The following is a 20,118-nucleotide window of genomic DNA, read 5'->3' on the forward strand; positions in this document are numbered from 1 at the left end:
CGGGTGGTAACCGGCCCGGGGGCGGACCCGCCGTCTGGGGCGCCTGCGGGCGGCGGGTGCGGGGGCGCCGCCGCGCGTACGGAACCGGCGGCCCGTTTCCGCGTCCGCCCCGGTTGGCGCCCCGGGGCTCGTCGCTCCCGGACGGCGGGGTCAGCGCAGGGCGCGCCAGAGCAGGTAGAGGCCGATCACCGAGCCGAACACCACGATCAGGGTCTTGAGCACCACCGGCGGCAGCCGACGGACGAGCCGGGCGCCGGCGTACCCGCCGACCAGCGTCGCCGGGGCGACCAGCGCGACCGCCGCCCAGTTCACCGGGCCGAACAGCGCGAACACCACGAGCGTGGTCAACCCGACCACGGCGGAGAGCAGGTTCTTGATCGCGCTCACCCGGGCCAGCGTCGCGTCCAGCACCAGGGCGAGGCCGGCGACCAGCATCACCCCGAGCGCCGCGCCGAAGTAGCCGCCGTACACCGCGCCGACCGCGACCATGACCTGCACGCTGACCGTACGGCGGCGCGGCGACAGGTCGCGCGGATGCCCGACCAGCCGGCGCAGCGGATCCTGGAAGGCGAGCACCGCCGTCGCCCCGAGCACCAGGAAGGGCACGACCAGCTCGAACGCCCTGGCCGGGGTGGACAGCAGCAGCAGGGCGCCGGCGATCGTGCCGACGATCGTGGTGGGCACGAGCGTGGCCAGCGCCCGCCCGCGCGGCAGGTCCTTCCTGCTGCCCGCCACGCTCGCCACGTACCCGGGGAAGACGGCCACGGAGTTGCTCACGTTGGCCGGCACCGGCGGCAGGCCCACGGCGATCATCGCCGGGAACGTGACGAGCGAGCCCCCGCCGGCCACCGCGTTGACCGTGCCCGCGGCGAGACCGGCGGTGAGCAGCAGCGCGACGTCGGAGAGGTCCATGGTCCCCAGAGGCTAGTACGGCCCCTGTTCGGCCGCCGGTCGCGGCGTCCCGGAGGTGGCGGACCCTATTCCCGGGAAGGGGCGGCAATAGTCGCGGGGTGCGCGTCGTTAGGATGAGTGCGCGACGGACGAGTCGACCGGGCGGTCGCGTCGGCGGGCCCCGGCCCGCCGCCGAGGAACGTCCGGACTCCACAGGGCAGGGTGGTTGCTAACGGCAACCCGGGGTGACCCGCGGGACAGTGCCACAGAAAACAGACCGCCGGCCCCATCGGGGACGGTAAGGGTGAAACGGTGGGGTAAGAGCCCACCAGCACCCCGGGTGACCGGGGTGGCTCGGTAAACCCCACCCGGAGCAAGGCCAAGAAGGGGCCGTCATCGCAGGATGGCGACCCGCGCAGACGCTTGAGGGCGGCCCGCCCGATGTCTGCGGGTAGGCCGCTTGAGCCTGCCGGTGACGGTAGGCCTAGATGGATGGCCGCCGCCGGCGCGTGCCTCCGGGCGCGTGCCGGTCACAGAATCCGGCGTACAGGTCGACTCGTCCGTCGCCCACCAGGTCAGCCGCCGTCACATGGTGGCTGACCTGCTTTTCTTCGGGGGTTGATCTGCACGGTAGGTAGCGCCGCGCCGCTGTGCTGCGCCGACGCACGCAGCGTGTCTGCTTCGCCTGTGCCGAGCGTCCCTCCGCCCCGTAACGACTGCTGTGCCGCCGAATCGGCTGGATCCGTACGGACGGAGCACTCGGGCCGATACAAGTTCCATTACATTGACACGCGCCCCTGCGTAGATCAGGGGGCGATGGCCACACAGTGGCGCGGATGCAGAAGACCTGGCACTTCGTGACTTACCGGAGGTTGGACGGCCATGCAGATGTACTACCTCGAGATCGTGACCAAGGAGGTCGACGCGGTATGTGCCACCTACGCGGCAGCGAACGGGGTGCAGTTCGGCCAGCCGGACCCCGGCCTCGGCAACGCACGGACGGCCGAAATGCCGGGAGGCGGGCTGGTGGGGGTGCGGGCGCCGTTGCGCGAGACCGAAGAGCCGGTGGTGCGGCCCTACTGGCTGGTGGATGACATCGAAGCGGCCGTCGCGGCGGTGGCGGAGGCCGGCGGCGAGATAGCCGTGGAGCCGATGGAGATCCCCGGGCGTGGCACCTTCGCCATCTACGTCCAGGGCGGCAACGACCACGGCCTCTGGCAGCGGTAGACCATGCCCCGCCGGCTCCACTGTTCGCCCACCAGCTCACCCCCTCGAGGGGAGCAAAAAGGCCCGGCATATCCACCTTGTGGGGGATTCCGATCTCTTTGGCGTGACGTACCCTAATACCCCTCGTTGCCCCCGGTGTCAACCATCCACGTACACGGGGGATTACATGAGCAGGACCTCTGCGCCGCGCAGACGCGGCGGCATCTACGCACGGCTGGCGGCGCTCGCGCTGCTGGCCGGTGCCCTGTTGCTGGCCGGCGGCTCGCCGGCCGCCGCCGCCTCGACGATCAACATCAACCCGGAGAACGTGCCGACGATGGCGGCGCAGGCCACCCAGGACTGCGACCCCAACCTCGGCGGCGGGCCCTTCGCGAACGAGGACGTCTGGGTCTTCAACCTGCCGGGCAACCCGAACACCACCGGCACGTTCCAGACGGTCACCGCGACGTTCAGCACGCCGACCGGCGACGTCACGAGGACGATCCCCACCGACCCGAACAGCGCCATCGTCAACAACATGGGCACCAGCAAGGCGTGGATCCGGACCCCGGCCGGCTGGACGCTCGTCAGCGCCACCGCGGTGATCTCCGGGACCGCGGACTTCTTCGTCCTCAGTCACACCTGCGCGGCGTCGGACCCGCGGGTGAACCCGAAGCTGCACCTGACCAAGTCCGCATCCCCGGCCAAGGGTGTCAAGGCCGGTGACGAGATCACCTACACCTACACGGTGACGAACCAGAGCACCGGCACGGTCGCCCCGATCACCGACATCACCATCGACGACGACACGGTCACCGGCATCACCTGCGAGGACACGACGCTCGCGCAGGGGGAGAGCACCACCTGCACCGGCACGTACACCGTCAAGAACAGCGACGTGAAGAACGGCAAGATCGTCAACACCGCACAGGCGCTCGGGACGTACCTCGAGCAGACGGTGCCGTCCAACGAGGCCACGTTCACGGTGTACACCAAGCCCGCGCCGCCGAAGCAGGTCAGCCTGTCGATCGACAAGAAGGCCCGGGTCGAGTCGGACTGCAGCAAGAAGTGTGAGAACGACGGCTACGCCGCCAAGGGCGACAAGATCTTCTACACCTACCGGGTCGCCAACACCGGCACCGCCACCATCACCAACGTCGGCGTCAAGGACCCGGCCGCCGGAAAGGTGGTCTGCAAGAACACCACGCTCGCGCGGGGCACGAGCACCGACTGCCGCGCCGTCAAGCCGCACGTGGTGACCAAGGCGGACGTCAAGCGCGGGAAGGTCGTCAACAAGGCATGGGCGACCGGCACCTTCTACGGCAAGGCCGTGGTCTCCGCCCCGGACATCGTCACCGTCTGCATCCGTGGTGGCAAGTACGACCACCGGCACGACGGCAAGCACGATGACAAGGACGACAAGGAGCTGCCGGTCACCGGTGACAGCTCCACCGTCGCCCTCTCCCTGGGTGGTGGCCTGCTGGCCGCCGGCGGTCTCCTGATCGGGGCCAGCCGGATCCGCCGTAGGGCGGGCCTCCAGGTCTGATCGGGTACGGCAGGAACTCCGGGCACCGCATCCGGTGCCCGGAGTTTGCTGTCTGCGCCACGATCGGCCGGACGGCGAACGTCTGCCCCGCCCTGCCGGCCGTGCGGTTGCCCACCTCCTGCCGGCACCCACCCGACCGCACCGGGCACAGCATGTCGGGTCGGGCACCCTCCCGCAGGCCTAGCGTTACCGCTGGGAACAGGGAAGGAGAACCGGGTGCTGGAGCGGCTCAACCAGGCCATGGAGCACATCGAGCGCCACCTCGACCAGCCGATCGAGGTGGCCGAGCTGGCGCGGATCGCGGTGACGTCGGAGTACCACTTCCGGCGCATCTTCTCCGCGCTGGCGGGCGTCGGCCTGTCCGAGTACATCCGCCGCCGGCGCCTCACGGTCGCGGGCGCGGAGGTGCTGGCGGGGGAACGGACGCTGCTCGACATCGCCGTCCGCCACGGCTACAGCTCCACCGAGGCGTTCGCCCGGGCGTTCCAGGCCGTGCACGGCGTGGGGCCCGGCGAGGCCCGGCGTACGGGGGCGACACTGCGCGCCCAGCCCCGGATGTCCTTCCGACTCGTCGTCGAAGGGAGCAGCAGTATGCGATACCGGATCGTACGCAAGGACGAGTTCCGGCTGGTGGGCCGCAGGGCCCGGGTACCGCTCGTGCACGAGGGGATGAACCCGGCGATCGTCGCCTTCGTCAAGGGCATCGACCCGGAGACGGTACGCCGGATCGAGGCGCTGTCCGACCAGGAGCCGCAGGGCATCGTCAACGTCAGCGACAACGTGGCCGACAGCCGCGCGGAGGGCACCGAGCTGGACTACTGGCACGGCGTGGTGACGGGCGCGGACGCGCCGGAGGACCTGGACGCGGTCACGGTGCCGGCGGGCACCTGGGCCGTCTTCGAGACCTCCGGCGCGTTCCCGCAGGCGGTGCAGTACCTGTGGCGGGACGTGTTCACCCAGTGGTTCCCGTCCAACCCGTACCGCAGCCGGCCGGGGCCGGAGATCTCCCGTACCCGGCTCTCGGCGGACGGCACCGAGGCGGAGGCGGAGCTGTGGATCCCGGTGGAGCCGGTCAGCCGCTGATCTCGGCCAGGACGCGGCGCTGGAAGGCGCGTGCCTCCGGCCCGCTCGGCGGCGGCCCGCCCGCCCGCGCGGCGATCGACCGCGCGACCAGGTCGGCGGGCCCGCCGTCGCCGGCCGCCGCAACGGTGTCCGGGCCGACGGCGGAGTCGGTCGGCCCGCCGGCGGCGGTCGGGCCGGCCGGCCAGCCGTCGGCGATCAGCCGGCGGCCGGCGTCGGCCTTCGACAGCCAGACGCCGTGGCGGACCTTCACCAGGGACCGGCAGGCGCCGAGCACCGCGTCCTCGGCCCCGGGGGCGGGACCGTCGCCGGGCGGGGTCGGCAGGGCCAGCCACCAGCGCAGCGCCTCGGTCAGCAGGCGGCGCAGGTCGGCGGGGGAGAGGTCGGCGAAGGTCTCGGCGGCCGGCGGCCCGGCCAGGGCGTGCCCGCACTGGTGCAGGATGCTGCGGTCCAGGCCGTACCAGAACAGGCCGTCCCGCACCGGCCGGTCGGCGGCGGCCCAGGTGGCCCGGAACGCCATCCGCGCGCCGGTGTTCAGCTCAACCTCGAACCCGGGCTCCGGTGTGCCGGAGGCGGCGACCGCCCGGCGGTAGACGACCATTTCCAGCCCGCGCGCCGGGCAGGGCAGGGCCTCGTGCCGCAGGCGCGCCACCAACTGCCGCTTGAGCGCGGGGTCGAGGGCGTCCGCGCAGACCAGCGCCACGTCGACGTCGCTGCGCCCCGGCTCGTACGCGCCCAGCCCCACCGAGCCGGCCGCGTACGCCCCGACGAGGTCGCCGCCGAGGACGTCGCGGGCGGCGGCGACCAGGTCGGCGAGGTAGCGGCGCACGGCCGGGTCGAGGTCAGTCATCGGACTCGGTCCAGACCGTGCCGGCGGGCAGGAACCAGGCCGTCTCCTCGGCGCCGAGGGCGTGCGCGAGGACCAGCCGGGCGTGCCGGTCCAGCTCGGGCAGCCGGTCCGGGGAGAACCACTCCACCGACACCGACTCGTCGTCGTTGACCCGGGCGGTCCCGCCCAGCAGCCGACACTGGAAGCCGAGGTTCAGGTATTCGCAACGGTCGCCGTGGGGATAGGTGTGCGGGTGATTGAGGACGCTGCTCAGCCGGACCGGCTCCACGTGCAGGCCGGTCTCCTCCCACACCTCACGGACCACGGCCGTGGCCGGCTGCTCGCCCGGCTCGAGGACGCCGCTGATCACCGACCAGCGCCCGTCGTCGGCGCGCTTGCCGAGCAGCAGTTCACCGTCGTCGTTGCGGACCACCGCGCTCACGCTCGGCAGCATGAGCAGGCTGTGGCCGACGCGTTCGCGGATCCGCAGGATGTAGTCCGATGCGCCCATCCGGCGACCCTAACCCGCCCTCCGGTCGGCGGCCCGCCCCGCGTCATCCCGCCCAACCGATCTCCCGCGCGACCCGAGCGCGCTCCTTCGCCAGCTCGGCGTCGATGCGCGCCATCCGGTCCTCGGTGAGCACCACCGCCGCCTCGTGCGCGGGCCGGCTCTCCAGCATCCGCCGCCGCCGCAGCCCGACGGGCGGGTGCGAGGAGAACAGCGACACCTCGTCGCGGACGGAGAGCTGGCGCAGCAACGGCAGCCGGTCCTCGGCCGCCGCCGTCCGCCACCGGTCCGCGCCGTGCCCGGCCCGCGACTCCCGGCGTACGGCCAGCCGATGCCCGCCCCGGACGCCGTCGGGCGGCGGTGGACCGCCCGCGCCTGCGGCGTGCCGGCCGGGTCAGTCCGGGCAGGGCAGCCGTTCCAGGGCGGCCGGGTTGGCGTCGGCGTGCACGACCTGCGCGAAGCAGGCCACCGCATCGGCCCGCTGCCAGCCGAAGACGGACGCCGTCGTCTTGGCCACCCGGACCCGGAACACCAGTCGGACCGCCGGGGCGGCCCCCGACCCGTCGCGACGCACCGTCAGCACCTCCACCCCGGCCACCGACTCGGCCGCCTGCCGCAGCGTCGACTCCCCGGCCTCGGGGGCGGCGAGCAGCCGCGTGCGGGCGAGCTGCGCGGTCGCGGTCACCTCACGCTCCGCCCGCTGCTCCAGCCGCTGCTGCGACCGTTCCCGCAGCAGCGGCAGCCCGGCGACCACCCCGATCGCCGCCAGCACGGCCGCCAGCACCGCGACGGCCAGCCCGCGCCGCAGCCACACCGGTGTTCGTCCCCCGCGTCGCACGGGGGGATTGTGCGACAGCGACGCGCCCCGCGGCTGCCCCGTCGGGCCCGCCGCCGGGCGGCCCGGAGGGCCCGAACGCCCTGTTTTCGCAGTTCCGGCCCCTGCGGACGGAACCACGTCTACTGTGGAGATCGTCGGCGACTTGTGGTGTTCCGGTGGCGGCCGGGTGGTTCGCGGTGCACAGTGATCCCATGAGCGACAGCGGAAGCGGTGCGCACTACTACTGGTGCACCCGACACCACCGGGTCGAGACCGATGCCGACGTGTGCCCCGCCAAGCACGTTCTCGGGCCGTACGCCTCAGCCGCCGACGCGGAGAACGCCCTGCAACTGGTGCGGGAGCGCAACGAAGCGTGGGACGCCGAGGACGCCCGCTGGGCCGGGGAGGACAGATAGGCGGCGCGGGACGGCCCGCGTCGAGGCACCCCGTGCTCCCGCGAGGGCGAGAGCACGTCCCCAAGGAGGGAACCGAGATGGCCGAAGCACAGCAGGCCACCACCCGCCCGGCCGCCAGACGTACGCCCGCCAGGAAGACCGCCGCGGCGGAGCGGTCCGCGGGCGCGACCCGCACCGCGCGGCCGACCGCCTCGACCACCGCGGCGAAGAAGGCGCCGGCCAGCAAGGCCGCAGGCGGCGCCGGGCGGGCGCCCGCGAAGAAGACCACCGCCGCGAAGAAGACCACGGCCGCCGCGAAGAAGACCACCGCCGTCGCGAAGAAGGCTCCCGCGAAGAAGGCGACGACGAAGGCCACCACCGCGGCGAAGAAGACGACGGCCGTCGCGAAGAAGGCTCCCGCGAAGAAGGCGACGACGAAGGCCGCCACCGCGGCGAAGAAGACGACGACCGCCGCGAAGAAGACCACGGCTGCCGCGAAGAAGACGACGGCCACCGCGGCGAAGAAGGCCCCCGCCGCGGCGAAGCGGACGACGGCGGCGGCGAAGAGCACCGCGGCGAAGAAGACCACCGCGCCGGCGAAGAAGGCTCCCGCCAGGACGGGCACCGCCGCCCGCAAGGTCACCTCGGCGGCGAAGAAGACCGCCACGACGGCGGCGAAGAAGACCGCGACGGCGGCGAAGGCCCCGGCCAGGAAGACCACCGCCGCGAAGACGACGACGGCCCGGAAGACGGCCGCGACCCGGCCCACCGGTGGCGCCCGCAAGGCCGCGGCGAAGAAGGCCCCGGCGAAGAAGGCGACCGCGACGTCGTCGGCCACCACCCGCAAGGCGGCCGCGAGAAAGGCCCCGGCCAAGAAGATCACCGTCGTCGAGGCGCCGGCCAAGAAGATCACCGTCGTCGAGGCGCCGGCGAAGAAGATCACCGCCCGCAAGGCGCCGGCCCGCACCACCGCCGCCCGCGCGACCGCGTCCCGCGCCACCGCCTCCCGCGCCGCACGGGCGAGCGCGCCGAAGGCGACCGGCTGATCCCCGGCGTCGCGGCTTCCGGCGCGCGCCGGGAAGCGGATCATCCGCCACACTGTCAAGATTGACCCCGTGGTGATCCGACGCGTACTCGCGCCCCGCATCGACTTCGGCGCGCTGCGCCGCGAGTTGGGACTGCCCGAGGGGTTCCCGGCCGCGGCGCAGCGCGAGGCCGACGACGCGGCGGCGGCCCCGCCCCGGCCGGCCGCCGACCGCACCGACATCCCGTTCGTCACCGTCGACCCCGCCGGCTCGCGGGACCTCGACCAGGCCATGCACCTCGCCCGCCGCGCCGGCGGTGGCTACCGGGTGACGTACGCGATCGCCGACGTGGCCGCGCACGTGCGCCCCGGCGGCGCGCTGGAGGAGGAGACCTGGCGGCGCGGGCAGACCGTCTACCTGCCCGACGGGACCGTGCCGCTGCACCCGGAGACCCTCAGCGAGGGCGCGGCGAGCCTCCTGCCGGACGTCGACCGGGCCGCCGTGGTGTGGACCGTCGACCTCGACTCCGACGGCGGCACCGTCGGGGTCGCGCTGGAGCGCGCGCTGGTCCGCAGCCGTGCCAAGCTCGACTACGTCGGCGTCCAGGCGGCCGCCGACGCCGGCCGGTTGCCGGACCCGATCGCCCTGCTGCCCGAGGTCGGGGCCCTGCTCACCGCCCGCGGTCTGCGCCGGGGCGCGATCAACCTGCCGCTGCCCGAGCAGGACGTGGAGGCCGACGGCGACGGCTGGCGGCTGGTGCTGCGCGGGCCGGTGCCGACGGAGGAGCACAACGCCCAGATCTCCCTGCTGACCGGGATGGCCGCCGCCGACATCATGCTGGCCGGGCGGATCGGCCTGCTGCGCACCATGCCGGCGCCGAAGCCCGAGGCGGTGGCGCGGCTGCGGGCCGCCGCCGCCCCGCTGGGCGTGCGCTGGCCCGACGGGGCCGGCCCCGGCGAGGTGATCGCCGGGCTGGACCCGTCGCAGCCCCGGTCGGCGGCCTTCGTCGACCAGGCGGCCGAGTTGATGCGCGGCGCCGCGTACACCGCCTTCGACGGCGCGCTGCCCGAGCAGCGGGAGCACGGCGGGGTCGCGGCCGCGTACGCCCATGTCACCGCGCCGCTGCGGCGCCTGGCCGACCGGTACGCCACGGAGGTCTGCCTGGCCCTGCACGAGGGTCGGCCGGTGCCCGACTGGGCCCGCGCGGCGCTGCCCCGGCTGCCCGAGGTGATGGCCGCCACCGACCGGACGGCCTCGGCGGCCACCCGGGGCGCGATCGAGCTGGCCGAGGCGGTGCTGCTCCAGCACCGGGTGGGGGAGACCTTCGACGCGGCGGTGCTGGACGTCGACGCGGCCCCGGACGGCCGGGCCCGCCCGGGTCGCCGGCCCGGCGGCACGGTGGCGCTGGACGACCCGCCGGTGCGCGCCCGCTGCCTGGGCGAGCTGCCGCTGGGGGAGCGGGTCCGGGTCCGGCTGGTCACCGCCGACCCGGTCACCCGCTCGGTGGCCTTCGAGCGGGCCTGACCCCGCCTGCCCGCCCAGACAGGGCCGACGACGTCGGGTGCGCAGCGGGGTTTGTCACAGCACCGGCCGCTGCTGCCGGCGGGACGGGTTTGCGAGGATGACGGCATGGCTTACGACGCGAGCACGCTGCCCGACGTGTCCGGGCTGACCGTCGGCATCATCGGCGGCACCGGCGACCAGGGGCGGGGCCTCGCCTACCGGTTCGCCCGGGCCGGCCAGGCGGTGCTGATCGGCTCCCGGTCGGCCGAGCGGGCCGCGCAGTCCGCCCACGAGATCGCGGCACTGCCCGGCGTCCCGGCCGGGGCCAAGGTCGCCGGCGGCGACAACGAGGAGGTGGCCCGGCTCAGCGACGTGGTCGTCATCGCGGTGCCGTGGGACGGGCACGCGGCCACCGTCGCCGCGCTCGCCGAGCCCCTCGCCGGCAAGATCGTCATCGACTGCGTCAACCCGCTCGGCTTCGACAAGCAGGGCCCGTACGCGCTCGCGGTGCCGGAGGGCAGCGCCGTCCAGCAGGCCGCCGGGCTGCTGCCCGACTCCCGGGTCTGCGCCGCCTTCAACCACGTCAGCGCACCGCTGCTGGCCGACCCGGAGATCGACCGGATCGACCTCGACGTGCTGATCTGCACCGAGGACCGGGACGTGGTCGGCGTGGTCGCCGCGCTCGCCGCCCGGATCCCCGGCATGCGCGGCATCTACGCCGGCCGGCTGCGCAACGCCCACCAGATCGAGGCGTTCACGGCCAACCTGATCGCCATCAACAAGCGCTACAAGGCGCACGCCGGCATCCGGGTCACCGACCTGTGACGTCGTACCCGTGCGGCATCATCGCCGCATGGAGTGGCAACTGGTGATCGACTGTCGGGAGCCTTCGCGGCTCGTCGCGTTCTGGGCGGAGGCGCTGCGGTACCGCCCGCAGCCGCCGCCGCACGGGCACGCCACCTGGCGGGAGTGGTATCTGGCGAACGGCATTCCGGCCGACGAGCTCGGCGAGGACGACTGTCAGGACCGTCTGGAGGACCCGACGGGAGCCGGGCCGCGGATCTGGTTCCAGCCGGTCCCCGAGCCGAAGTCGGTCAAGAACCGGCTCCACATCGACCTGAAGGTCGGTGGCGGCCGAGCGGTGCCGCTGCCGGAGCGCCGGGCCGCCGTCGACGTCGAGGTGGACCGCCTGACCGCGTTGGGCGCGCGGGTGCTCGGGAGGATGGACGACCCCGGCAACGGCTACTACTCGGCTCAGCTCGCCGATCCGGAGGGCAACGAGTTCTGCGTGGTCTGACCCGGGCGGGCGGCGCGGCCCGGGAGCCGCACCGCCCGTCGTACCGTCAGAAGGTGTGCTCGGCGGCGGGGAAGTCGCCGCCGCGGACCTCGTCGGCGAAGCGCCGGGTCGCGTCGGCGAGGGTCCCGGCCAGGTCGGCGTAGCGCTTCACGAAACGGGGCGCCTTGCCGACGCGCAGGCCGGCCATGTCCTGCCAAACCAGCACCTGGGCGTCGGTGTCCGGGCCGGCGCCGATGCCGACGGTCGGGACCGGCAGCTCCGCCGTGATCCGCTTGGCGACCTCGCCGGGCACCATCTCCAGCACCACGGCGAACGCGCCCGCCTCGGCCACGGCGCGGGCGTCGGCGATCACGTCGTCGGCCGCGTCGCCGCGCCCCTGGACCCGGTAGCCGCCGATGGCGTGCTCGCTCTGCGGGGTGAAACCGATGTGCGCCATCACCGGGATGCCGGCACCGGTGATCGCGGCGATCTGCGCCGCGCAGCGCCGGCCGCCCTCCAGCTTCACCGCGTGGCAGCCGCCCTCCTTCATGAACCGCACCGCCGTGCGCAGCGCCTGCGTCGGGCCCTCCTCGTACGAGCCGAACGGCAGGTCGCCGACGACCAGCGCGTGCCGGGTCGTCCGGACCACCGCGCGGACCAGCGGCAGCAGTTCCTCGACGGTCACCGGCACCGTCGTCTCGTAGCCGAAGACGTTGTTCGCCGCCGAGTCGCCGACCAGCAGCACGGGGATGCCGGCCTGGTCGAAGATCGAGGCGGTGTACTGGTCGTACGAGGTGAGCATCGGCCACCGCTCGCCGCGCTCCTTGGCGGCGATCAGGTCGCGGGTGCGGACCCGCCGGGTGGCCGGGCCGCCGTAGAGGGCGGTCACCTCGGACGGGGTGGACTCCACCATGACTCTCTCCTTCCTCGAGGCCGCGTGCGCGGTCCCCGGGTTCCGCCGCGATCGTCGCACCACCCGACCGGCCGGCGGCAGAGCTCAGTGGAGGATGTCACTCCCGGGCCGGCGCCGAGGCCGGCCCGGGAGCGGCACGGGCTCAGCCGTTCTCGCGCCACCGGTTCGTGATCGGCAGCCGCCGGTCCCGCCCGAACGCCTTCATCGAGATCTTCGTGCCCGGCGCGGACTGCCGCCGCTTGTACTCGGCGGTATCCACCATCCGCAGCACCCGGTCGACGACGGCCGGGTCGTGGCCGGACTCGACCAGCCCGTCGCGGCCGAGGTCGCCGTCGACGTAGCCGATCAGGATCGGGTCGAGCACGTCGTAGTCCGGCAGCGTGTCGCTGTCCAACTGGCCCGGGCTCAGCTCGGCGCTCGGCGGCTTGCCGATCGAGTTCTCCGGGATCGGCGGGGTCTCGTCCCGGCGGGCGGCGTCGGCGTTGCGCCACTTCGCCAGCCGCCAGATCAGCGTCTTCCAGACGTCCTTGACCGGGTTGAAGCCGCCGACCGAGTCGCCGTAGAGAGTGGAGTAGCCGACCGCCAGCTCGCTCTTGTTGCCGGTGGTCAGCACCAGGTGGCCCTCCTGGTTCGACAGCGCCATGAGGATCACCCCGCGGACCCGCGCCTGGAGGTTCTCCACGGACACGCCGGAGAGCGACATGTTCGCCAGGAAGGTGTCGACCATCGGCTGGATCGGCTCGACCCGGTAGTCCAGCCCGGTGCGCTTGGCCAGGTCGGCCGCGTCCTCCCGGCTGTGCTCCGAGGAGTGCTGGCTGGGCAGTGACACGCCGACCACCCGGTCGGGCCCGAGCGCGTCGACGGCCAGCGCGGCCACCACCGCCGAGTCGATGCCGCCGGAGAGGCCGAGCACCACCGACGGGAACCTGTTCTTGTTGACGTAGTCGCGCAGGCCGAGCACGAGCGCCTGCCACACCTCGGCCTCGTCGGCCACGGGGGCGATGGTGCCGCCGGTGGCGACGGGACCGCCGGCCGGCGGCGGGACGGCGTCGACCGCGGCGCGGACCACCCGCATCCCGTCGGCCAGCGCCTGCTCGGCGTCGGTCGACTCCCCGGCCGGCGGCAGCTCGACGTCGTGCACCAGCAGGTGCTCGACGAACTGCGGGGCGCGGGTGAGCAGCGTGCCGTCGGCGGTCACGATCATCGAGTCGCCCTCGAAGACCAGCTCGTCCTGGCCGCCGACCATGTTGACGTACGCGATGGTCGCCCCGGCCTCGGCGGCCCGGCGGCGCACCAGCGGCAGCCGGATGTCGTCCTTGTTCAGCTCGTACGGCGAGCCGTTGATGTTCAGGACTAGGCCGACGCCGGCCTGGCGGGCGGCGGCGAACGGGCCGCCGGCCTGCCACAGGTCCTCGCAGATGGTCAGCGCCACGTCCACCCCGCCGATCCGGACGACGGTCAGCGCGTCGCCGGGGACGAAGTAGCGGTCCTCGTCGAAGACCCCGTAGTTGGGCAGGTGGTGCTTGAAGTAGGTGGCCACGACGCCGCCGCGGTGCAGCAGGGCGGCCGCGTTGCGGGCGCCGTGACCCGGCTCGGCGTCGCCGCTGACCTGCGGCGGGCCGTCGGCGTCCAGGTAGCCGACGAGCACCGGCAGCTCGCCCAGCCCATCCGCGGCGAGGTCGGCGGCGAGCCGCTCCAGCGCGGCCTTCGACGCGGCGACGAAGGACCGCCGGAAGACCAGGTCCTCGACCGGGTAGCCGGTCAGCATCATCTCCGGGAACGCGACGAGCTGGGCGCCGGCGTCGGCGGCGCGGCGGGTCCAGTCACGGACCAGGCCGGCGTTGCCGGCGAGGTCGCCGACGGTCGGGTTGACCTGGCACAGGGCGAGACGCAGGGTGGGCATGCCCTCATCTTGCCCCAGCCGTCCGGGCCCGACACGCTGGGCGGGGCGAGACGGCGGCCACCGTGGCGGGGCGCCAACCGGACCCCGGCGGCGGGTCCCGGCGACGACGCGACGATCCGCCCCGTCGGGCGGCCTCGGCCGGTCGGGCGGGAGCCGCGGACAGGGCGGGACGCGCGCCGGCCGGTCGCGTAACGTCGGCGTAACGAGGCGGGTGGAGACTGGTCGGTCAGGCCGGGTCGACCCCGGCCGCAGGCGGACAACCGTGTCGCGAGGGGTGGAAGTGGACCGTCAGCAGGAGTTCGTCCTCCGTACGCTGGAAGAGCGGGACATCCGGTTCGTCCGGCTGTGGTTCACGGACGTGCTGGGCACGCTCAAGAGCGTGTCGGTGGCCCCCGCCGAGCTGGAGGCCGCCTTCGAGGAGGGCATCGGGTTCGACGGCTCGGCGATCGAGGGTTTCGCCCGGGTGTTCGAGTCCGACATGGTGGCCATGCCGGACCCGACGACCTTCCAGGTCTTCCCGTTCGAGGGCGGGGTCAGCGGCGAGAGCGCCCGGATGTTCTGCGACATCCTGCTGCCCGACGGCGGCCCCTCCTGGGCCGACCCCCGGCACGTGCTGCGCCGGGCGCTGTCCAGGGCGGCCGAGAAGGGCTTCACCTTCTACACCCACCCCGAGATCGAGTTCTTCCTGCTGGAGAACGGCCCGATGGACGGCTCGGTGCCGGTCCCGGTGGACACCGGCGGCTACTTCGAGCACACCACCCACGCGGTGGCCCGCGACTTCCGCCGCCAGGCGGTGCTGGCGCTGGAGCGGATCGGCATCTCGGTGGAGTTCAGCCACCACGAGGTCGCCCCCGGCCAGCAGGAGATCGACCTGCGCTACGCCGACGCGCTGACCACCGCCGACAACATCATGACCTTCCGGCACGTGGTGAAGGAGGTGGCGCTCTCCACCGGGGTGCAGGCCACCTTCATGCCGAAGCCCTTCACCGACCAGCCCGGCAGCGGCATGCACACCCACCTGTCGCTGTTCGAGGGGGAGCGCAACGCGTTCCACGACGCCGGCGACCCGATGAAGCTGTCCAAGGTGGCCCGCGCGTTCATCGCCGGGCTGCTGGTGCACGCCCGGGAGTACACGGCCGTCACCAACCAGTGGGTCAACTCCTACAAGCGGCTCTTCCCGCAGGCGCTGCCGGACCGGGTGACCGAGAGCCCCGCGTACGTCTGCTGGGGTCACCTCAACCGGTCGGCGCTGGTCCGGGTCCCCGCCTACGGCAAGCCGAACTCGGCCCGGGTCGAGGTCCGCTCGCCGGACTCGGCGGCCAACCCCTACCTGGCCTTCGCGGTGCTGCTCGGCGCCGGCATGAAGGGCATCGAGGAGGGCTACGAGCTGCCGCCGGGCGCCGAGGACGACGTCTGGTCGCTGACCAGCGCCGAGCGGCGGGCGATGGGCTACGAGCCGCTGCCGGAGAACCTGGCCGAGGCGATCGACGTGATGGCCGGCTCCGAGCTGGTCGCCGAGGTGCTCGGCGAGCACGTCTTCGACTTCTTCCTGCGCAACAAGCGGGCCGAGTGGGAGCAGTACCGCCGCGAGGTCACCCCCTACGAGCGGCAGCGCTACCTGTCGCTGTAGGGCGGGGGCTCCCGCCGCCGGCGTACTGCCGCTATCGTCTCGATCACCGCGCCGGCACCCCCGCCGGGCGCAGAGGTGGGGAGGCAGTCGGTGCTGGAGGATCTGCTCAGCGGTGCCTGGCAGAGCATCGTGTTCGGGGTCGTCGGGGTGGCCCTGATGGCGGCCGGGTTCGGGCTGGTCGACGTGCTCACGCCGGGCAAGCTGCGGGAACTGATCTGGGTGCGGCGCAACGGCAACGCCGCGCTGCTGCTCGCCGCCAACCAGCTCGGCATCGCCGGGATCGTGTTCACCGCGATCCTGACCAGCTACAGCGACTTCGCCAAGGGGCTGGCCTCGACGGTCCTCTTCGGCCTGGTCGGGCTGGCCATCATGGCGCTGGCGTTCTTCGTGCTGGACCTGCTCACCCCGGGCAAACTCGGCGAGATCATCTGCTCCGACGAGCCGCACCCGGCGGCCCGCGTCAGCGCCGCCACCCACTTCGGCGCCGCGCTGATCGTCTGCGCCTGCATCGCCTGAGCCGGTCGTCCGCCCCGCTGCCCGGCACGGAGCGGAGGGGCCCGTCCCGCTGCGGAACCCTGGGCGGGACGGTTGCGTCGCACCCCCGTCGTAGGTTGCGGGGGTGAACCGGACGGATCGTCTCTACGCCCTGGTGGAGGAGCTGCGCGCCGTGTCGCCCCGGCCGCGCAGCGCACGCTGGCTCGCCGAGCGCTTCGAGGTGAGCACCCGCACCATCGAGCGCGACATCGGCGCCCTCCAGGAATCGGGCGTGCCGATCTGGGCCGAGCCGGGCCGCACCGGGGGCTACGCGCTCGACCGGGCGCGCACCCTGCCGCCGGTCAACCTCACCCCCGGCGAGGCCGTCGCCCTGGCGGTGGCGCTGCACCGCATGCGCGGCACCCCGTTCGCCGCCGCGGCCGGCACCGCGCTGCGCAAGCTGGTCGCCGTGATGCCGGCCGCCGACGCCGCCGAGGCGCACCGGCTGGCGGCGCGGGTGCACCTGATCGGCGAGGGGCCGGTCACGCCCGTCCCGGCCGGCGTCGCCGACGCCGTACGGGCGCGGCGCGTGCTGCGCATCCGCTACGCCGACCGGGCGGGCGCCGGCTCGCTGCGCGACGTGGAGCCGCTCGGCTTCCTCGGCAACCCCCGGCACTGGTACCTGCTGGCCTGGTGCCGGCTGCGCGGCGGCATCCGGGCCTTCCGCACCGACCGGATCGCCTCGGTCACCACGCTGGGCGAGCGGGTGCCGGAGCGTGAGCTGGCCGTCGACGACCTCGACATCCCGCACGACCGGATCCGCCGGCTCAGCCTGGCATGAAAGGGGACAGCGCCGGCCGTCCCCGGTCCCTTATGGACCGTCCCGCGCGGGATTCTCTCTCAGCGCCGACGAAACACCGACAGGACGGTGTCGCGGACGGGACGGAGGCTGACTCCTGACGGCGCTGGCCGAGCGGCCGGCGCGCGAACGGGAGGCGACACATGTCCACGACCACCAACGCGGTCACCTGGTTCGAGGTCGGCACCGACCGGCCGGAGGAGACCGGGCGCTTCTACGCCGACCTGTTCGGTTGGGCGTTCGGCGAGCAGGGGACGCCGGAGGCGTCGTACCGGGTGACGGAGCCGGGGCCGGAGGGCTCGATCCAGGGCGCGATCCGGGGCACCGGCGGGGCGAGCCCGAACTACGCCATCTTCTACGTGCAGGTGGCCGACGTGGCGGACGCCTGCCGGCGCGCGGAGGCGGCCGGTGGCAAGGTGCTGGTGCCGGCGAAGTCCACCGACAACGGGCTCACCTTCGCCCACCTGCTCGACCCGGTCGGCAACCACTTCGGCGTCTTCGCCCCGCCGCCGGCCGCCTGAGCCGCCCGCGACGCCGTTGCCGTACGGCGACGGCCTGTGCCGTGCGGCGACGGCCTGAATCGTGGGGCCGGAAGCCGGAGCCGCCGTCCGCCCCGGCGAGGTTGCCGGGGCGGACGGCGTACGGTCACTTGCCGGCCGAGCCTCCGCGACCGCCCGGGCCGGCCAGGACGCCGGCCTCGGCGGCCGCGGTGATCGCGTCCGCCTGCTCCTGGGTGAGCTTGCCGTCCTCGACCGCCTGCGCCAGGCGCTCCTTCAGCGCGGCCTGCCGGTCGGCGGAGTCACCCCGCTCGGGCCGGTCGGCCGGCTTCTGCGCCTCGCGCACCTTCTCCAGCGCGGCCGTCACCTTGTCGGTGTCGACGCCCAGCTCCTTGGCCAGGGCCTCGGCGAACTCCGCCTGCCGCTCGGCCCGCTGCTGCTGCCGCTCGTCACTGCTGCTGCCGCTCTCGCTCGCGCTGGCGCTCGGCGTCGCGGTGCCGCCGTCCGCGGCGAACGCGACCGTCGGCGCCGCGATCCCCACGCCGAGAACCCCGGCCGCGGCCAGGCCGGCCAGCAGGTGCTTCTTCTTCATGGTGCCGGACATGCTGTCCTCCGTCGGATCGGTGGTTGGTGCGATGACCTCACCCGACGGTGACCAGCCCGGCTGGGGGAAAGCCGTGGTGAACCTGTCAGCGAGCTGGCAATCCGCCCGCCGCGCCGGACAAACGGGTTGCCGGGGCGCCCGCCGCCGGTCAGGGTTGGTGGTCGGCAGGCCCCACCGGGGCGGAGCAGACGACGGAAGGTGATCCTCGTGGCGTTGGCGAAGATCCGGGAAGTCCCGCTCACCGGGGCGGACGCCGGCCCGTACGGCGTCACCGTCGGCCCCGACGGCGCGCTCTGGCTGACGCTGGTCCACGCCGGCGCGGTCGCCCGGGTGGGCGCGGACGGCGACCTGCGCACCTGGCAGGTGGCGGCCGACAGCCGGCCGCTGATCGTCACGCCGGGCCCCGACGGCGCCCTCTGGTTCACCCGCTCCGGCGACGACCGGATCGGCCGGATCACCACCGACGGGGAGCAGAGCGCCGTCGCGCTCCCGCCCGGGAGCGGCCCCTGCGGCATCGCCGCCGGTCCCGACGGCGCCCTCTGGTACGCGGCGATGACCGCCGACGCGGTCGGCCGCGTCACCACCGACGGGAAGGTGACGCAGTTTCCGCTGCCGGTGAGCGGCGGCTTCGCCTCGATGGTCGCCGCCGGCCCGGACGAGGCCGTCTGGTTCACGCTCAACCAGGCGAACGCGGTCGGCCGGATCGGCACGGACGGCGCGGTGGCGCTGCACCCACTGCCGACCGAGGGCGCCGCCCCGGTGGGCATCACGGCCGGAGCGGACGGCGCGCTCTGGTTCGTCGAGATCGGCGCCGGCCAGCTCGGCCGGATCACCCCGGACGGGCGGATCGACGAGTACCCGCTGCCGGACCGGGCGGCCCGGCCGCACGCGATCGTCGCCGACCCGGCGGGCGGCTGCTGGTTCACCGAGTGGGGCGGCAACCGGATCGGCCACGTCGCCCCGGACGGCACGATCGTCACCCACGACCTTCCGACCCCGGCCGCCGAGCCGCACGGCATCACCGTCGCCCCCGACGGCACGGTCTGGGCCGCCCTGGAAACGGGCGCTCTGGCCCACCTGACGCCCTGATCCGCCTGACGCCCTGATCCGCCTGACGCCCTGACCCGCCTGAGCCGGGTCAGCGGACGGCGGGGGTGACCGTGAGGGTGGCCGTCGTCGTGTCGAGGGTCGCGTCGGTGCCGACCGGGACGGTGAGCTGGCCGACGCCGTGGCCGACGGGCAGGCCGCCGAGGACCGGGACGCCGAGGTCGCCGAGGCGCTCGGAGAGCACGTCGGCGACGCTGGTCGACCAGCCGTCGGCGCAGCCGGTGAACTGGCCGACCGCCACCCCGGCCAGCCCGTCCAGCGCGCCGGCCCGGCGCAACTGGGTGAGCATCCGGTCCACCTTGTACGGCGGCTCCTGCACGTCCTCGATCAACAGGATCGCGCCGGTCAGGTCCGGCATGTCCGGGGTGCCCAGCGACGCCACGACCAGGCAGAGGTTGCCGCCCAGCAGCGGGCCGGTGGCCCGCCCGGGCACCCGCACCGGGAACGTCTCCTCCTCGGCGACGGCGGTCACCGTCACCGGTTCGGTGGTCATCAGGGCGGCGTGCAGCGACTCGGCCGACCGCAGCGGAGTGCGCTCGTCCAGCCACGCCGCCCCGGGGCCGTGCACGCCGGCCAGCCGGGCGCCCCGCCACAGCGCGAGCTGCAGCGCGGTGATGTCGGAGAACCCGGCGACCACCTTCGGGTCCCGGCGTACGGCGGCCATGTCGATCGCGTCGACGATCCGCTGCGCGCCGTACCCGCCGCGCGTGCAGATCACCCCGCGCACCTCGGGGTCGGCGAACGCCGCGTTCAGGTCGGCGGCGCGCAGCTCGTCCGCGCCGGCCAGGTAACCCTGCCGGGCGTACGCGTTCGGCGCCAGCACCGGCCGCAGCCCCCAGCCGGTGAGCAGCTCGATGCCCCGGGCCACCCGCTCGGGCCGGGTCGGCCCCGACGGCGACACCAGCATCACCGTGTCGCCGGGGCACAGCACCGGCGGTCGTACGGCGGTGGCGGGAGTCGTGCTGGCATGGTCGGACACAGCGGCAGAGCCTAGTCGCGGCGGGGCGCCGCCCACGTACCGGTCGGCCCACTCCGCCGAGCGTGGGACGCCTGCT

At 74.1% G+C, this 20,118-nt stretch carries 22 protein-coding genes and 1 other RNA gene; 14 read left to right on the plus strand and 9 right to left on the minus strand.

Features of this window, described 5'->3' with window-relative positions; genetic code table 11:
• Positions 1–150 precede the first annotated feature (150 nt).
• Positions 151–912 (minus strand): sulfite exporter TauE/SafE family protein, encoded by a 762-nt coding sequence (locus ACFY23_RS07290; RefSeq protein ID WP_350684918.1) that lies wholly within the window; start codon positions 910–912, stop codon positions 151–153.
• A 129-nt stretch (positions 913–1,041) separates the two neighbouring features.
• Between ACFY23_RS07290 and rnpB the strand changes: the two genes are divergently transcribed.
• The 4 genes from rnpB to ACFY23_RS07310 all read left to right on the plus strand — a co-directional run bounded on the left by rnpB (position 1,042) and on the right by ACFY23_RS07310 (position 4,726).
• An RNA gene (gene rnpB, locus ACFY23_RS07295) (RNase P RNA component class A) lies at positions 1,042–1,454 on the plus strand.
• A gap of 319 nt (positions 1,455–1,773) precedes the next feature.
• Positions 1,774–2,118 (plus strand): hypothetical protein, encoded by a 345-nt coding sequence (locus tag ACFY23_RS07300; RefSeq protein WP_350684919.1) that lies wholly within the window; start codon positions 1,774–1,776, stop codon positions 2,116–2,118.
• Positions 2,119–2,284: 166 nt separating this feature from the next.
• Positions 2,285–3,643, plus strand: a complete 1,359-nt coding sequence (locus tag ACFY23_RS07305) for an LPXTG cell wall anchor domain-containing protein (RefSeq protein WP_350684920.1) — start codon at positions 2,285–2,287, stop codon at positions 3,641–3,643.
• A gap of 216 nt (positions 3,644–3,859) precedes the next feature.
• A complete protein-coding gene (locus ACFY23_RS07310; RefSeq protein WP_350684921.1) occupies positions 3,860–4,726 on the plus strand; it encodes an AraC family transcriptional regulator in 867 nt (288 codons plus the stop codon).
• On the opposite strand, the gene ACFY23_RS07315 is transcribed toward ACFY23_RS07310, so the two are convergent.
• The 4 genes from ACFY23_RS07315 to ACFY23_RS07330 form a co-directional block, all read right to left on the minus strand.
• On the minus strand, positions 4,716–5,573 hold the full coding sequence (locus tag ACFY23_RS07315) for a nucleotidyltransferase domain-containing protein (protein WP_350684922.1): 858 nt from the start codon (positions 5,571–5,573) through the stop codon (positions 4,716–4,718). The two genes, ACFY23_RS07310 and ACFY23_RS07315, sit on opposite strands and share 11 nt — an antisense overlap.
• Positions 5,566–6,063 (minus strand): NUDIX domain-containing protein, encoded by a 498-nt coding sequence (locus tag ACFY23_RS07320; protein ID WP_350684923.1) that lies wholly within the window; start codon positions 6,061–6,063, stop codon positions 5,566–5,568. The genes ACFY23_RS07315 and ACFY23_RS07320 overlap by 8 nt, the downstream gene beginning before the upstream one ends.
• A 43-nt stretch (positions 6,064–6,106) precedes the next feature.
• Positions 6,107–6,310 (minus strand): hypothetical protein, encoded by a 204-nt coding sequence (locus ACFY23_RS07325; RefSeq protein ID WP_350684924.1) that lies wholly within the window; start codon positions 6,308–6,310, stop codon positions 6,107–6,109.
• 144 nt (positions 6,311–6,454) lie between these two features.
• On the minus strand, positions 6,455–6,898 hold the full coding sequence (locus ACFY23_RS07330; RefSeq protein WP_350819066.1) for a hypothetical protein: 444 nt from the start codon (positions 6,896–6,898) through the stop codon (positions 6,455–6,457).
• Positions 6,899–7,089: 191 nt separating this feature from the next.
• On the opposite strand from ACFY23_RS07330, the gene ACFY23_RS07335 reads away from it, so the two are divergent.
• The 5 genes from ACFY23_RS07335 (at position 7,090) to ACFY23_RS07355 (ending at position 11,097) form a co-directional block, all read left to right on the plus strand.
• Complete coding sequence (locus tag ACFY23_RS07335) at positions 7,090–7,293, plus strand: hypothetical protein (RefSeq protein ID WP_350707829.1); 204 nt, start codon at positions 7,090–7,092, stop codon at positions 7,291–7,293.
• A 77-nt stretch (positions 7,294–7,370) separates the two neighbouring features.
• Complete coding sequence (locus tag ACFY23_RS07340) at positions 7,371–8,318, plus strand: histone (RefSeq protein ID WP_350819064.1); 948 nt, start codon at positions 7,371–7,373, stop codon at positions 8,316–8,318.
• Positions 8,319–8,387: 69 nt separating this feature from the next.
• Positions 8,388–9,821 (plus strand): RNB domain-containing ribonuclease, encoded by a 1,434-nt coding sequence (locus tag ACFY23_RS07345; RefSeq protein WP_350679738.1) that lies wholly within the window; start codon positions 8,388–8,390, stop codon positions 9,819–9,821.
• A gap of 105 nt (positions 9,822–9,926) precedes the next feature.
• Complete coding sequence (npdG, locus tag ACFY23_RS07350; RefSeq protein ID WP_350679740.1) at positions 9,927–10,625, plus strand: NADPH-dependent F420 reductase; 699 nt, start codon at positions 9,927–9,929, stop codon at positions 10,623–10,625.
• A 28-nt stretch (positions 10,626–10,653) separates the two neighbouring features.
• Positions 10,654–11,097 carry a VOC family protein gene (locus ACFY23_RS07355; RefSeq protein ID WP_350679742.1) on the plus strand — a complete coding sequence of 148 codons (444 nt, stop codon included), beginning with the start codon at positions 10,654–10,656 and terminating at the stop codon, positions 11,095–11,097.
• Between the two features lie 46 nt (positions 11,098–11,143).
• Here the strand turns inward: ACFY23_RS07355 and panB are convergent, their stop codons facing one another.
• Together panB and ACFY23_RS07365 are read right to left on the minus strand one after the other, a co-directional pair.
• Complete coding sequence (gene panB, locus ACFY23_RS07360; protein ID WP_350679744.1) at positions 11,144–11,989, minus strand: 3-methyl-2-oxobutanoate hydroxymethyltransferase; 846 nt, start codon at positions 11,987–11,989, stop codon at positions 11,144–11,146.
• Positions 11,990–12,131: 142 nt separating this feature from the next.
• Positions 12,132–13,892: an NAD+ synthase gene (locus ACFY23_RS07365; RefSeq protein ID WP_350679746.1), complete on the minus strand. Its 1,761-nt coding sequence runs from the start codon at positions 13,890–13,892 to the stop codon at positions 12,132–12,134.
• A gap of 280 nt (positions 13,893–14,172) precedes the next feature.
• Here ACFY23_RS07365 and glnA point away from each other — a divergent pair, with 280 nt between their 5' ends.
• The 4 genes from glnA (at position 14,173) to ACFY23_RS07385 (ending at position 17,376) form a co-directional block, all read left to right on the plus strand.
• Entirely contained in the window at positions 14,173–15,522 is a 1,350-nt protein-coding gene (glnA, locus tag ACFY23_RS07370; protein ID WP_350679748.1) for a type I glutamate--ammonia ligase, read from the plus strand.
• A gap of 90 nt (positions 15,523–15,612) precedes the next feature.
• Positions 15,613–16,038, plus strand: a complete 426-nt coding sequence (locus ACFY23_RS07375) for a DUF350 domain-containing protein (RefSeq protein WP_350679750.1) — start codon at positions 15,613–15,615, stop codon at positions 16,036–16,038.
• Between the two features lie 103 nt (positions 16,039–16,141).
• Complete coding sequence (locus ACFY23_RS07380; protein WP_350679752.1) at positions 16,142–16,837, plus strand: YafY family protein; 696 nt, start codon at positions 16,142–16,144, stop codon at positions 16,835–16,837.
• Positions 16,838–16,998: 161 nt separating this feature from the next.
• Entirely contained in the window at positions 16,999–17,376 is a 378-nt protein-coding gene (locus tag ACFY23_RS07385; protein WP_350679754.1) for a VOC family protein, read from the plus strand.
• A gap of 124 nt (positions 17,377–17,500) precedes the next feature.
• Here the strand turns inward: ACFY23_RS07385 and ACFY23_RS07390 are convergent, their stop codons facing one another.
• A complete protein-coding gene (locus ACFY23_RS07390; RefSeq protein ID WP_350679756.1) occupies positions 17,501–17,956 on the minus strand; it encodes a hypothetical protein in 456 nt (151 codons plus the stop codon).
• A 207-nt stretch (positions 17,957–18,163) separates the two neighbouring features.
• On the opposite strand from ACFY23_RS07390, the gene ACFY23_RS07395 reads away from it, so the two are divergent.
• Entirely contained in the window at positions 18,164–19,045 is an 882-nt protein-coding gene (locus tag ACFY23_RS07395; RefSeq protein ID WP_350679758.1) for a virginiamycin B lyase, read from the plus strand.
• Between the two features lie 49 nt (positions 19,046–19,094).
• Here the strand turns inward: ACFY23_RS07395 and ACFY23_RS07400 are convergent, their stop codons facing one another.
• The gene (locus ACFY23_RS07400) at positions 19,095–19,970 is read right to left on the minus strand and encodes an LD-carboxypeptidase (RefSeq protein ID WP_350679821.1); all 876 of its coding nucleotides are present in this window, start codon (positions 19,968–19,970) and stop codon (positions 19,095–19,097) included.
• Positions 19,971–20,118 lie beyond the last annotated feature (148 nt).

Origin of the sequence: Micromonospora sp. NPDC000121, assembly GCF_042899165.1 — a bacterium.
In the GTDB taxonomy this organism is placed as follows: Bacteria; Actinomycetota; Actinomycetes; order Mycobacteriales; family Micromonosporaceae; genus Micromonospora.